This window comes from Jatrophihabitans endophyticus, assembly GCF_900129455.1.
GTDB classification, from domain to species: domain Bacteria; phylum Actinomycetota; class Actinomycetes; order Mycobacteriales; family Jatrophihabitantaceae; genus Jatrophihabitans; species Jatrophihabitans endophyticus.
In genome coordinates this window covers 116,767-129,366 of sequence record NZ_FQVU01000003.1, presented here as the reverse complement: position 1 = coordinate 129,366, position 12,600 = coordinate 116,767, and the positions used below count along the sequence as shown (strand labels likewise).

13 protein-coding genes are annotated in these 12,600 nt (G+C 71.0%); 4 read left to right on the top strand and 9 right to left on the bottom strand.

Annotated elements, in window-relative coordinates; translation table 11 throughout:
• Positions 1-20: 20 nt before the first annotated feature.
• On the bottom strand, positions 21-2,696 hold the full coding sequence (ppdK, locus tag BUE29_RS10690; protein ID WP_073389934.1) for a pyruvate, phosphate dikinase: 2,676 nt from the start codon (positions 2,694-2,696) through the stop codon (positions 21-23).
• A 165-nt stretch (positions 2,697-2,861) separates the two neighbouring features.
• Between ppdK and BUE29_RS10685 the strand changes: the two genes are divergently transcribed.
• From BUE29_RS10685 to BUE29_RS10675, 3 genes are read left to right on the top strand one after another with little or no spacing between them, the layout of a single operon-like run.
• Positions 2,862-3,968, top strand: coding sequence for a ferredoxin reductase (locus tag BUE29_RS10685; protein ID WP_073391058.1), 1,107 nt, complete (start codon positions 2,862-2,864; stop codon positions 3,966-3,968).
• Between the two features lie 31 nt (positions 3,969-3,999).
• On the top strand, positions 4,000-5,220 hold the full coding sequence (locus BUE29_RS10680; RefSeq protein ID WP_073389932.1) for a fatty acid desaturase family protein: 1,221 nt from the start codon (positions 4,000-4,002) through the stop codon (positions 5,218-5,220).
• Between the two features lie 31 nt (positions 5,221-5,251).
• Positions 5,252-5,692 carry a hypothetical protein gene (locus BUE29_RS10675; RefSeq protein WP_073389929.1) on the top strand — a complete coding sequence of 147 codons (441 nt, stop codon included), beginning with the start codon at positions 5,252-5,254 and terminating at the stop codon, positions 5,690-5,692.
• A gap of 14 nt (positions 5,693-5,706) precedes the next feature.
• Here the strand turns inward: BUE29_RS10675 and BUE29_RS10670 are convergent, their stop codons facing one another.
• On the bottom strand, positions 5,707-6,072 hold the full coding sequence (locus BUE29_RS10670) for a VOC family protein (RefSeq protein WP_073391056.1): 366 nt from the start codon (positions 6,070-6,072) through the stop codon (positions 5,707-5,709).
• A gap of 92 nt (positions 6,073-6,164) precedes the next feature.
• Between BUE29_RS10670 and BUE29_RS10665 the strand changes: the two genes are divergently transcribed.
• The gene (locus BUE29_RS10665; protein ID WP_073389926.1) at positions 6,165-7,124 is read left to right on the top strand and encodes a helix-turn-helix transcriptional regulator; all 960 of its coding nucleotides are present in this window, start codon (positions 6,165-6,167) and stop codon (positions 7,122-7,124) included.
• A gap of 19 nt (positions 7,125-7,143) precedes the next feature.
• Here BUE29_RS10665 and dusB read toward each other — a convergent pair whose 3' ends face one another.
• Genes dusB through BUE29_RS10630 form a run of 7 tightly spaced genes read right to left on the bottom strand, consistent with a single transcriptional unit; the run spans position 7,144 to position 12,569 of the window.
• Positions 7,144-8,286 carry a tRNA dihydrouridine synthase DusB gene (gene dusB / locus BUE29_RS10660; RefSeq protein ID WP_073389923.1) on the bottom strand — a complete coding sequence of 381 codons (1,143 nt, stop codon included), beginning with the start codon at positions 8,284-8,286 and terminating at the stop codon, positions 7,144-7,146.
• On the bottom strand, positions 8,283-8,678 hold the full coding sequence (vapC, locus tag BUE29_RS10655) for a type II toxin-antitoxin system VapC family toxin (protein ID WP_073389921.1): 396 nt from the start codon (positions 8,676-8,678) through the stop codon (positions 8,283-8,285). Before vapC ends, dusB begins: the two co-directional genes overlap by 4 nt.
• A complete protein-coding gene (locus BUE29_RS10650) occupies positions 8,678-8,899 on the bottom strand; it encodes a type II toxin-antitoxin system VapB family antitoxin (RefSeq protein ID WP_143168124.1) in 222 nt (73 codons plus the stop codon). Before BUE29_RS10650 ends, vapC begins: the two co-directional genes overlap by 1 nt.
• 19 nt (positions 8,900-8,918) lie before the next feature.
• Entirely contained in the window at positions 8,919-10,322 is a 1,404-nt protein-coding gene (locus tag BUE29_RS10645; RefSeq protein ID WP_073389910.1) for a glycine--tRNA ligase, read from the bottom strand.
• Positions 10,265-11,401, bottom strand: a complete 1,137-nt coding sequence (locus BUE29_RS10640; RefSeq protein ID WP_143168123.1) for a phosphatase PAP2 family protein — start codon at positions 11,399-11,401, stop codon at positions 10,265-10,267. Before BUE29_RS10640 ends, BUE29_RS10645 begins: the two co-directional genes overlap by 58 nt.
• Complete coding sequence (locus BUE29_RS10635; protein ID WP_073389907.1) at positions 11,398-11,724, bottom strand: antibiotic biosynthesis monooxygenase; 327 nt, start codon at positions 11,722-11,724, stop codon at positions 11,398-11,400. The genes BUE29_RS10640 and BUE29_RS10635 overlap by 4 nt, the downstream gene beginning before the upstream one ends.
• Positions 11,721-12,569: an isoprenyl transferase gene (locus BUE29_RS10630; protein ID WP_073389904.1), complete on the bottom strand. Its 849-nt coding sequence runs from the start codon at positions 12,567-12,569 to the stop codon at positions 11,721-11,723. The genes BUE29_RS10635 and BUE29_RS10630 overlap by 4 nt, the downstream gene beginning before the upstream one ends.
• Between the last annotated feature and the right edge of the window lie 31 nt (positions 12,570-12,600).

Here is a 12,600-nt window from a genome sequence, read left to right as displayed (position 1 = left end):
TCGCCAGTCGAGCGGCGAGGTCAGGTCCGGTCGCCGCGGCCGGCCTCGAGCCGCGCGACGGGGACGCGGAAGGGCGAGCACGAGACGTAGTCGAGCCCGACCCGGTCGAAGAAGTGCACGGAGTCCGGGTCGCCGCCGTGCTCGCCGCAGACGCCGAGCTTGAGGCCCGGGCGGCGCGAGCGGCCCTTCTCGGTCGCGATGCGGACGAGCTCGCCGACGCCCTCGACGTCCAACGACTCGAACGGGCTGACGCCGAAGATGCCCTTCTCCAGGTAGGCGGAGAAGAACGCGGCCTCGACGTCGTCGCGGGAGAAGCCCCACGTCGTCTGGGTCAGGTCGTTGGTGCCGAAGGAGAAGAACTCGGCGGCCTCGGCGATCTGGTCGGCGGTCATGGCCGCGCGGGGCAGCTCGATCATCGTGCCGACGAGGAACTCGAGGTGGACGCCGGTCTCGGTGCGCACCTCGCGAGCCACCTGGATGATGGCCTGCTTCACGGTCTCGAACTCCTGCACGTTCGCGACCAGCGGCACCATGATCTCGACCCGCGGGACCCCGCCGGCCTGGATCCGCTGCGCGGCGGCCTCGAGGATCGCGCGCGACTGCATCTCGAACAGCCCGGGGATCACCACGCCGAGCCGCACGCCCCGCAGCCCCAGCATGGGGTTCTGCTCGTGCAGCTTGTGCACCGCCTGCAGCATCCGCAGGTCGTTCTCGCGGGGCTCGCCGCGGGCCTCGGCCACCGCGACCCGCACCGACAGCTCGGTGATGTCGGGCAGGAACTCGTGCAGCGGCGGGTCGAGCAGCCGGATGGTGACGGGCAGGCCGTCCATGGCCTCGAGGATGCCGACGAAGTCCTCGCGCTGCAGCGGCAGCAGCTCGCCGAGCTGCTTCTCCCGCTCGTCGTCGGTGTCGGCCAGGATCAGCCGCTCGACGAGGGTGCGGCGGTCGCCGAGGAACATGTGCTCGGTGCGGCACAGCCCGATGCCCTGCGCGCCGAACCGGCGCGCACGGGCAGCGTCGTCGGCGGTGTCGGCGTTGGCGCGCACCGACATGCGACGCGCTCCGTCCGCGTGGCGCATGACGCGGTCCACGGCCACGACGAGGTCGTCGCCCTCGTCGACCGTCCCGTCCTCGAAGTAGCGCACCACGGGCGAGTCGACGACCGGCACCTCGCCGAGGAAGACCTCGCCGGAGGTGCCGTCGATCGAGATGACGTCACCCTCCTTGATCTCGTCACCCTTGCGGGTGCGGATCACGCGGCGCTTGGTGTCGACGTCGAGCGACTCGGCACCGCACACGCAGGTCTTGCCCATGCCGCGCGCGACGACGGCGGCGTGGCTCGTCTTGCCGCCGCGCGAGGTGAGGATGCCGCGCGCGGCGATCATGCCGTTGAGGTCGTCGGGGTTGGTCTCGCGGCGCACGAGGATGACGTCCTCGCCCGAGCGGGACCACTTCACGGCGGTGTAGGAGTCGAAGACGACCTTGCCCACGGCGGCGCCGGGCGAGGCGTTCATGCCCTTGCCGATGGCCGACTTGCGGGCGTCGGCGTCGAAGCGCGGGAACATCAGCTGCGCGAGCTGCGCGCCGGTGACGCGCGCGACGGCCTCGTCCATGTCGATCAGGCCCTGGTCGACGAGCTGGACGGCGATGCGGAAGGCGGCCGCCGCGGTGCGCTTGCCCACCCGGGTCTGCAGCATCCACAGCTTGCCGCGCTCGATGGTGAACTCGATGTCGCAGAGGTCCTGGTAGTGCTGCTCGAGCGTCTGCATGATCTGCAGCAGCTCGTCGTAGGAGGACTTGTCGAGCTCCTCGAGGTCGGCCAGCGGCACGGTGTTGCGGATGCCGGCCACGACGTCCTCGCCCTGGGCGTTCTGCAGGTAGTCGCCGTATATGCCCTGCGCGCCGCTGGCCGGGTCGCGCGTGAAGGCGACGCCCGTCCCGGACTCCATGTCCAGGTTGCCGAACACCATGGAGCACACGTTCACGGCGGTGCCGAGCTCGGCCGGGATGCGCTCCTGACGCCGGTAGATCACCGCACGCTCGGTGTTCCAGGACTCGAACACCGCGCGGACCGCGAGGTCCATCTGCTCGCGGGGGTCCTGCGGGAACGCGCGGCCCGCCCGCTCGACCACGACCTCCTTGAACGTCTCGACCAGCTTGCGCAGGTCGTCGGCGTCGAGGTCGAGGTCGGACTCGCTGCCCCGGGCCCGCTTGGCGTCCTCGAGCGCGTCGTCGAAGTGCTCGCCGTCGATGCCCAGCACCGTCTTGCCGAACATCTGGATCAGCCGGCGGTAGGAGTCGAACGCGAAGCGTTCGTTGGCCGCCTGCTTGGCCAGCCCGCGCACCGACTGGTCGTTCAGCCCGATGTTGAGGACGGTCTCCATCATCCCGGGCATCGAGAACTTCGCGCCGGAGCGGACGGAGACGAGCAGCGGGTCGTCGGACTGGCCCAGCGTCTTGCCCATGACCCGTTCGAGCGCGGCGAGGTGCTCGGAGACCTCGTCGGCGAGCTCCTCGGGCTCGTGGCCGCTCTTCAGGAACGCCTGGCAGGCCTCGGTGGTGATGGTGAACCCCGGTGGGACCGGCAGGCCGAGGTTCGTCATCTCGGCCAGGTTGGCGCCCTTGCCACCCAGCAGGTCCTTCATGTCCTTGCTGCCTTCGGCGAAGTCGTACACGTACTTGGTCGAGTGCGACATTGGGGTCTCCGTCCGCTCGCGAGTCGTGTTACGGGGAGCCTATTGGGTGGGAACTCTGCACTCGCGGCGAGACCGGCGTCACCCTTTCGGTTGACACTTGTGCACTGAACGGGTGGACTTGGCGTGACGGACCGCAAGTCGGCCGAGCACGACGACGGGAGCCCCATGGTCGAGACCGGAGCCACGCCCAAGGTGTCGTTCGTACGGCGCCAGGTGTCGCGGATCGGCCGCGTGCTGACCAGTCCCTTGCTGCCCGACGACTACTTCGCCCTGGTTCGCCCCACCTGGTCCACCCGCGAGCTCACCGGGACGATCGTGCGCACGCAGCAGGAGGCCGGTGGCGCCACCACCGTCGTCGTCAAGCCGAACTTCGTCGTCGAGCCGCACCTGTCCGGCCAGTACCTGCGCATCGGCCTGGAGATCGACGGCATCCGGCACTGGCGGGCGTACTCCATCACCTCCGACCCCGACCATCCCGACGGGCTGCTGAGCGTCACGGTGAAGGACACCGAGGGCGGCACGGTGTCACCGGTCTTCAACGGCCGGGTCCGTGCCGGGCAACGGGTGTACCTCGGCGACATCGAGGGCGAGTTCACCCTGCCCGATCCGCTGCCCGAGCAGCTGCTGTTCGTCTCGGCCGGCAGCGGCATCACCCCGATCATGAGCATGCTGCGCGAGCTCGACCGGCGCGACCGCATGGGGCGCGAGGGCGAGGTCGTCCACGTGCACAGCAGCCGCACCAAGGACGAGATGATCTTCGGCACGATGCTGCGCGACCTCGCCGACCGCCGCGAAGGGTACCGGCTCATCGAGGTCCACACCGAGCACGAGGACCGCCTCGGTGCCGACGACCTCGACCGGCACTGCCCCGACTGGCGCGAGCGCCACACCTTCCTGTCCGGCCCGCGCGAGCTGATCGACGCCGTCGAGGAGCGCTTCGAGGCCGAGGACGTCGTCGACCGCCTGCATACCGAACGCTTCCAGCCCGTCATCGGCAACGGGGGCGGCGACGGCTCCGGCGGCACCGTCCACTACCGCGTGTCGGACGCCCAGGGCGAGTGCGGCCCCGGCGTCTCCATCCTCGTCGGCGGCGAGGAGGCCGGCGTCGACCTCGCCTTCGGCTGTCGCATGGGCATCTGCCACACCTGCGTCGGCCGGCTGCAGGACGGCGCCGTGCGCGACATCCGCACCGGCAACGTCGAGAACGCGAACGGCCAGATGATCCGAGTCTGCATCAACGCCCCCGAGGGGCACGTCGAGATCGACCTGTGAGCACGCACCACCCGAACGGATGAGGAGTTCCATGCCCTACGACGAGAACAACCCGCTGTACACATTGTCCGAGGAGCAGCTGGAGAGCCTGGGCAAGGAGCTCGACGCCCTCCACGACGAGGTGTTCGCCGAGCTCGGCGACGTCGACGCCGGCTACATCCGCAACATGATCAAGCTGCAACGCCGGCTCGTCGCGGCGTCGCGCGGCCTGCTGCTCTTCTCGCGCTTCAAGCCCGCCTGGGTCGCGGGCACGGCGGCGCTGTCGGTGGCCAAGATCCTCGAGAACATGGAGATCGGCCACAACGTCATGCACGGCCAGTGGGACTGGATGAACGACCCGAACATCCACTCCTCGACGTGGGACTGGGACACCGCCTCCCCCGCGGCCGCGTGGAAGCACTCGCACAACTACGTCCACCACACCTATACGAACGTCATCGGCAAGGACAAGGACGTCGGGTACGAGATCTTCCGGGTCGACCCGCGCCAGCCGTGGAAGCCGGGCTACCTCTTCCAGCCCATCGGCAACGTGATCCTGATGGCGCTCTTCGAGTGGGGGGTCGCGCTGCACGACCTCGACTTCGAACAGATCAAGAGCGGGCAGAAGTCCCGCAAGCAGGTCTGGCAGGAGCTCAAGGCCATCGGCGTCAAGGCGCGTCGTCAGATCCTCAAGGACTACATCGCCTACCCCGGCATCAGTGCCGGCGCGAACGCCGCCGTCGCGCTCTCGTCGGGCGGGGACGCCGAGGCCGCCGCGCGCGGCGCGTTCAAGGCGACGCTCGTCGCCGACGCCGTCGCCAACGTCGTGCGCAACGTGTGGTCGAACGTCATCATCTTCTGCGGCCACTTCCCCGACCAGACCTTCATGTTCACCGAGGAGGAGGTCGCGAACGAGACCCGGGGCGGGTGGTACGTCCGGCAGATGATCGGCGCCGCCAACATCGACGGCGGCCCGCTGTTCCACATCATGAGCGGCAACCTCTCCTACCAGGTCGAGCACCATCTCTTCCCGGACATGCCGAGCTCGCGCTACCAGCAGATCGCACCGCGGGTGCGCGAGATCTGCGAGCGCTACGGCCTGCCGTACAACACCGGGCCGCTGCGCAAGCAGTGGGGCACGGTGCAGCGCACCATCCTGCGGCTGGCCTTCCCCGGCGGCGGCCCCCGGCCCAAGCCCGGCCCCTACGAGATGTCGGCGCAGGAGAAGGCCGACAAGCAGGCTCTCGAGGACCGCGTTCCCGCGTTCCCGTAACCACCCGCGTTCGAGACGGACGGAGATCACCGTGGATTCCGAGCCTGACGACGACCGCCCCCGCCCGGGCCCCGGCCGACCGGCCGAGGGCTCGGCCGAGAGCGAGTCGAACGAGACCGCGCCGAACGAGACCGCGTCGGGCAACGATGCGTCCGACGAGGACGCATCGCGAGGTGCGGACGAGGACGGCGGCGACCGCGACGGGGCCGAAGGCGAGTCGTCGAAGACCGGCTACGAGGACGAGGACGACTCCGTGCTCGTCGACCGGTCCACGATCGACTTCGACCCCGACGACGGCCTCTACACCGGCACGGCGGTCACCGGCGAGAGCGAGATCCCGAATCCGGAGGACGTCGCAGCCGAGGCGGACGAGGACGGCGGCGCCGACTCGGGCGCGGCCGAGTCCGACCGCGGCGACGACGACAGCTCCGACTCCGACGACGAGCGGGAGACCGCGGCCGACCCGTCCTGAGCGCACGGGCCGGGTCAGTCCACGGGCGACACGCGCACCAGGTTGCCGTCGGGGTCGGCGATCACGAACGTCCGACCGAACACGTCGTCGTGCGGCTCCTCGATGACCGTCACGCCGGTGGCCACCCACCGGTCGTGGATCGCGTCGACCTCGGCAGCGCCCCCGGTGACCATCAGGCCGACCTCGCTCGTCCGTGGCGTCGCCGGGGTGGCGTGCTCGCGGTGGCCCGTCCACACCGCGAACAGCACCCCCGGCGCGACCTCGAAGGCGACGTAGCGGGGGCTGGTGAACGTCGGGGCGATGCCGAACAGCTCGCCGTAGAACGCGGTCGCCGCCCGGGCGTCCTGCACGTACACGAGGAACAGGTTGGGTGCGGGCACGATCGGTCTCCTGGGGGTCGAGGTGCGCTGACCGGTCCACGACACCGCGGAATCACGACAGCTTCCGTCACCTTTTCGCGCAGGATCGTGGCGTGAAGTCGTCCCGGTTGCTGTCCCTGTTGTTGCTGCTGCAGACCCACCAGCGCACGACGACGGCCGAGCTGGCGCGGCGGCTCGAGGTCTCGCGCCGGACCGTGCTGCGCGACGTGGCGTCGCTCGCCGCCGCCGGCGTCCCGGTGTACGCCGAACGGGGGCGGCACGGCGGCATCGTCCTGCTCGCCGGCGCCCGCCTCAACGCCGCCCACCTCGATCCCGGCGAGATCGAGGCGCTGCGCCTCACCGGCCTCGACCGCGACCGGCTGGCCCAGCTCGGCCTGCACGCCGCCGCGGAGCAGGCCGGGCGCAAGCTCGCCGCGCGCGGGGCCCCACCGGGGCCGGGGGCCTCGCTGGCCGATCTCGTCGTCGTCGACAACGCCGGGTGGACGCAGCCACGCGGCGCCACCGACGCCGCCGACCTCGCCGAGGCGTTGCGGCTCGGTCGCCGGCTGCGGATCGCCTACCGCCGCAGCGGCGAGCCCGCGCCGACCCGCGAGCTCGTCGACCCCTACGGGCTCGCCGCCAAGGCGGGACGCTGGTACCTGGTGGCCGACGTCGCCGGCGCCCCGCGCCTGTTCGCACTCGCCCGGCTGACGTCCTACGAGCTGACGAGCGAGCCGTCGCGTCCGCGCGCGGGGCAGACCCTCGCGAGCGTCTGGGAGGCCCTACGCGCGCGGTCCGACGATCGCGGGAACGTCCGCGTGCGCGCGTGGCTGCGCGCCGACCGCCTCGACCTGGCCCGCCGGGTCCTCGGCTCGCGGCTGGTCGACGAGGGGCGGGTCGAGGACGACCGACAGCTGGTGACCGTCGCGTACGAGAGCGTCGAGGGTGTGCGTCAGCTGCTGCAGTTCGGCGACCACGTCGAGGTTCTGGACCCGCCCGAGGCACGCCGGCGGGTCGCCGAGCTGGCGGCCGACCTCGCCCGCCGACACGCCGCCGACCCGGCCCCGAGCTGATCGCGCCGGGGCCGGCCGGTCAGCCGCCGCTGCCTTCGACCTCCGCGCCCGCCGGCACCGCCCGGGAGTCCCGGGTCGCCAGCCAGCCCTCGGGCAACGAGACCGAGCGGCCCGCCGTCGTGCGCCCGCGCGGCTGGCCGAGCACGACCTCGGGGAAGGGCTGGTCGAGGTCGAGGCGGGCGAGCTCGTCGTCGAGCTCGGCCAGCGTCGAGGTCATCGCGAGCGATCGCCGCAGCTCGCCGCCCACGGCGAAGCCCTTGAGGTACCAGGCCACGTGCTTGCGGAACTCGGTCACGCCCCGCTGCTCGCCCTGCCAGTCCGCCAGCAGCCCGGCGTGGCGGCGCATGGTCGCGGCGACGAGCCGCAGCCCGGGCCGTACCCGCTCGGCGCGACCGGCGAAGGCGGCGGCGAGGTCGGCGAACAGCCACGGCCGGCCGAGGCAGCCGCGCCCGACGACCACGCCCGCGCAGCCGGTCTCGGCCACCATGCGGACGGCGTCGTCGGCCTCCCAGACGTCGCCGTTGCCCAGCACCGGGATGTCGAGCAGCTCGACGAGCTCGGCGATGCGGTCCCAGTCGGCGTGACCGCCGTAGTACTCCAACGCGGTACGCCCGTGCAGGGCGACGTGGCGGACCCCGGCGTCCTGCGCGCGGAGCCCTGCCTCGCGGAACGTATGGTGCTCGGCGTCGATGCCCACCCGCATCTTGACGGTGACGGGCAGGCCGCGCGCCTCACGGACGGCGGCACGCACGATGTCGTCGAAGAGCCCGATGCGCCACGGCAGGGCCGCTCCCCCGCCCTTGCGCGTGACCTTCGGGACCGGGCAGCCGAAGTTGAGGTCGACGTGGTCGGCGAGGTCCTCGTCGACGATCATCCGCACCGCCGCGCCGACCACGGCCGGGTCGACGCCGTAGAGCTGCATGGAGCGCGGGCTCTCGTCGGGCCGGAACTCGATCAGCTGCAGCGTCTTGGGATTGCGCTCCACCAGCGCGCGCGTCGTGATCATCTCGCTGACGAACAGGCCGGGGGTGTCGCCCATCTGCTCGCGGCACAACCGCCGGAAGGCAGTGTTGGTGATGCCCGCCATCGGGGCGAGGACGACGGGAACGGCCGCCGCCACCCGCTCGGAGTAGCGCAACGGCGCGGCGGCCAGCACGGTCATGCCGCCACCACCTGCAGAGGTGTGTGCCGGGCCAACACGTCGAAGTCTCGGTCGCGGTGCAGCACCGGCAGATTCACCCGTATCGCTACCGCTGCAAGCAGGCAATTGTTGAGTGCCCTCGGCGTCTTCCCACGACTACGACAACGCCGATACAAGTCGGCCGCGGTCTCGACATCCTCGCGCGGGCGCTGCTCGAGATAGGCACATCCCGCCATCAGCCGCTGCCAGCGTTCGAGCCGTGCCGAACTCGTAGTGCCGCCGAGCACTTCCAGCAGGACCACGTCGGTCACTGCGGCCTGCTGATCTCGGATGGCAGCCCGCACCGCCTCACTGGCCGAGGTGTCGTCCCGACGCAAGTACTCGATCCACGCTGACGAATCGATCAGGAGCATCAGTCGTCCCAGGGCACGTAGCCCGGGCGCACGTCCTCCAGCTCGAGCTCGCCGTCGCCCCAACCAGTGCCCTGCATCGCCAGCATCTCTTCGACGGTCATGGGCTCGATTGACGCGCGCCGCAAGGCGACGTCGACTGCTTCGCGCTTGGTCTTCACGCCGTAGCGGCGCATGACGTTCTGCACCAAGCGGTCGTCGAGTTCGATGTTGGTGCGCGTCATACACCAAGCGTACACATCGTCAGCACCCGAGCAGCTGCCCCGCCAGATAGCCCTCGACCCGGTCCAGCGAGATCCGCTCCTGGGTCATCGAGTCGCGCTCGCGCACGGTCACCGCGTCGTCGTCGAGGGTGTCGAAGTCGACGGTGACGCAGAACGGCGTTCCGATCTCGTCGTGGCGGCGGTAGCGACGCCCGATCGCCTGGGCATCGTCGAAGTCGACGTTCCAGTTCCGCCGAAGCGTGGCCGCGAGCTCGCGCGCCTTGGGCGAGAGGTCGGTGTTGCGCGAGAGCGGCAGCACGGCGGCCTTGAACGGCGCCAGCCGGCGGTCGAGCTTCAGCACGGTGCGCTTCTCCATGACGCCCTTGGCGTTGGGGGCCTCGTCCTCGTGGTATGCGTCGAGCAGGAACGCGAGGACGGCGCGAGTCAGCCCGGCGGCGGGCTCGATGACGTAGGGCGTCCATCGCTCGTTGGCGGCCTGGTCGAAGTAGCTCAGATCGGTGCCGGAGTGCTTCGAGTGCGTCGCGAGGTCGAAGTCGGTGCGGTTCGCGATGCCCTCGAGCTCGGCGAACTGCGAGCCGCCGAACCCGAACGCGTACTCGATGTCGACCGTCCGCTTTGAGTAGTGGCTGAGCTTCTCCTGCGGGTGCTCGAAGCGGCGCAGGTTCGCGGGGTCGATGCCGAGGCCCACGTACCAGTCCCAGCGCTGCTCCAGCCAGTACTCGTGCCACTCGTCGTCCGTGCCGGGCTGGACGAAGAACTCCATCTCCATCTGCTCGAACTCGCGGGTGCGGAAGATGAAGTTGCCCGGCGTGATCTCGTTGCGGAAGCTCTTGCCCGTCTGCGCGATGCCGAACGGCGGCTTGCGTCGCGAGGTGTTGAGGACGTTGAGGAAGTTCACGAAGATGCCCTGCGCGGTCTCCGGCCGCAGATAGTGCACGTTCTCGTCCGACTCAACGGGTCCGAGGAACGTCTTCAGCATCATGTTGAAGTCGCGCGGCTCGGTCCACCGGCCGCGGGTGCCGCAGTCCGGGCATGGGATGTCGGCCAGGCCGTTCTCCGGCGCCCGGCCGTGCTTGCCCTCGTAGGCCTCCTCGAGCTGGTCGGCGCGGTGCCGCTTGTGACAGTTCAGGCACTCGATCAGCGGATCGGTGAACACGTCGAGGTGGCCCGACGCGCGCCACACGTCGGTCGACAGGATGACCGCCGAGTCCAGACCCACGACGTCGTCGCGACCCTGGACGACCGCCTTCCACCACTGCCGGCGAACGTTCTCCTTGAGCTCGACACCGAGGGGGCCGTAGTCCCACGCCGAGCGGGTGCCGCCGTAGATCTCGCTGGAGGGGAAGACGAAGCCGCGTCGCTTGCTCAGGTTGACGACGGCGTCGTTTCTCTTGACGGCGCTGGCGAGGTCGAGGGCTGGCATCCCTCCAGCGTATCGACGTCCCGGCGGCCGGCTCGCCACCGCTCGATCCGGTTCGCGGCGAGGTGGACACCGACGGCCACGAGCGCCCCGGCCAGGCAGTCCGACACGTAGTGCTCGGCCGAGTACACCAACGAGAAGGTCATCAGCAGCGGGTACGCGACCAGCAGCGGGCGCCACCACCGCCGCACGCGGGGCCACAGGAACAGGACGAACAGCATGGTGCCGCCGAGGTGCAGCGACGGCACGGCCGCGACCTCGTCCACGCTCGTCTGCCCCACCCGGACGACGTTCGCGGCGAGATTCAGATGCAGTTCGGCGAAGCCGCGTCCGGAGAGGCGCTCGACGTACTCGCCGGCACCGAAGCGGTGCGTGGTGAAGGCGCCGAGCAGGCCGCCGTCGTAGGACTTGCCGTGGTGCATGCAGTCCGGCGCCGACGGATGACCGGCCACCTCGGCGGCGCTGCAGTTCGCGGCCGCCCACGGGGGCGCGGCGGGGACGAGCGCGAACAACGCAAAGCCCACGAACGACGTCGCCACGAAGCGCAGCGACCACCGGTAGAAGCCGGCCCGGCTGCGCAGCCAGAGCACGCCGGCGGTGACGTAGGGCAGGAAGAAGAACGAGAAGTAGCACAGCGAGACGAGGACGTCCCACCACCGCGGCTGCGGGTACTTCAGGTGCTCCTGCAGCCAGACGGTCGGCTCGTGCCCGGCGAACAGGAACCGGTCGACCTCGAGCTGCGGGTGCCACCAGGTCGGCATGCCCATCGTGTCGGCGAAGCCGCGCAGGTAGTCGTAGGCGACGAGCACCGCGGCGAAGGGCAGGAAGTCGATGAGGACGGTGAACACCGAGCGACGGCCGATGCTGCACGCCAGCAGCAGCGCGGCGATCCACAGCAGCAGGTCCGAGCGCAGCCAGGGGACGCCGTCGAGCACGAAGATCTGCCAGGCCAGGGCGAAGACCCATACCCCGACGAGCCCCCACCGCAGCCCGAAGAGCACGTCGTCGGTGACCCACGACGGCCGCAGCCGACGCATCGAGCGGGTCCAGGCCGCGCCCAGCCGCGCGCCGGGCGCCGTCACCAGCCGGGCTCGCGGTCGCTCGCCCGGGCCACCACGACACCGCCGGGGGCGGCGTCCAGCAGGGCCTCGAAGCCGCCCGGCAGGTCGCGGGCCTCGGCGAGCAACGGAGTCGCGTGCAGCTTGACCTCGTAGTTGCCGAGCGCGCGGCGGTAGGAGCCGACGTCCTCCCACTCGGTCAGCAGCACCCACGCCCGCGTGTCGTCCGTGGAGCGGCCCAGGCTGCCGCGGCGATAGCCCGGTCGCGCGGCCAGCGCCGCGAGCGCCGTGCCCGCCCGCGACTCGAAGTCCGGCGCGTCGGTCTCGAAGTGGGTCAACGCGATCACGGCGCCGCCCCCGGCGTCGGATCGTCCGGCCCGGCCACGACGACCGGCGCGACCGGGCCCGCCGCCCCGAAGCGCCGGTCGCGCTTCGCGTAGTCCAGGCACGCCTGCCACAGGTGTCGCCGGTCGAAGTCCGGCCACGGGGTGTCGATGAACGCCAGCTCGGCGTACGCCGACTGCCAGAGCAGGAAGTTCGAGGTCCGCTGCTCGCCGGAGCTGCGGATGAACAGGTCGACGTCGGGGAGGCCTGGCTCGTCGAGGTAGCGCTCGATCGTCCGCTCGTCGATCTTCGCCGGGTTCAGCCGACCCGCCTGGACCTCGCGGCTGAGCGCGCGGACGGCGTCGACGAGCTCGGCGCGGCCGCCGTAGTTCACGCAGAACTGCAGCGTGAGCCGGTCGTTGTCGCGGGTGTACTGCTCGGCGTCCTCGAGCTGGCTGATGACGCTGCGCCACAACCGCGGCCGCCGCCCCGCCCAGCGGATGCGGATGCCCAGCGCGGCCAGCTCGTCACGGCGGCGCCGGATGACGTCCTTGTTGAACCCCATGAGGAAGCGGACCTCCTCCGGCGAGCGACGCCAGTTCTCGGTGGAGAACGCGTAGGCCGAGACCGTCCCGACGCCGAGCTCGATGGCGCCGTGCAGGACGTCCATCAGGCTGGCCTCGCCGGCCCGATGCCCCTCGGTGCGCGACAGCCCGCGGGCATGGGCCCAGCGCCCGTTGCCGTCCATGACGATCGCGACGTGCCGCGGCACCAGCTCGGCCGGGATCGCCGGCGGCCGCGCCCCCGAGGGGTGGGGCGGCGGATCGGGCCAGCTCGCGCCGGCGGGCGGACGGGGGGCGGCGCTCATCGCGACAGATTATCCGTCGTCCGGTGAGCGA

Bases quoted from the DNA above. Each gene is read 5' to 3' on its own strand.
- ppdK (WP_073389934.1), bottom strand. From the start codon at position 2,696: ATGTCGCACTCGACCAAGTACGTGTACGACTTCGCCGAAGGCAGCAAG.
- BUE29_RS10685 (WP_073391058.1), top strand. From the start codon at position 2,862: ATGGTCGAGACCGGAGCCACGCCCAAGGTGTCGTTCGTACGGCGCCAG.
- BUE29_RS10680 (WP_073389932.1), top strand. From the start codon at position 4,000: ATGCCCTACGACGAGAACAACCCGCTGTACACATTGTCCGAGGAGCAG.
- dusB (WP_073389923.1), bottom strand. From the start codon at position 8,286: ATGACCGTGCTGGCCGCCGCGCCGTTGCGCTACTCCGAGCGGGTGGCG.
- vapC (WP_073389921.1), bottom strand. From the start codon at position 8,678: ATGCTCCTGATCGATTCGTCAGCGTGGATCGAGTACTTGCGTCGGGAC.
- BUE29_RS10650 (WP_143168124.1), bottom strand. From the start codon at position 8,899: ATGACGCGCACCAACATCGAACTCGACGACCGCTTGGTGCAGAACGTC.
- BUE29_RS10645 (WP_073389910.1), bottom strand. From the start codon at position 10,322: ATGCCAGCCCTCGACCTCGCCAGCGCCGTCAAGAGAAACGACGCCGTC.
- BUE29_RS10630 (WP_073389904.1), bottom strand. From the start codon at position 12,569: ATGAGCGCCGCCCCCCGTCCGCCCGCCGGCGCGAGCTGGCCCGATCCG.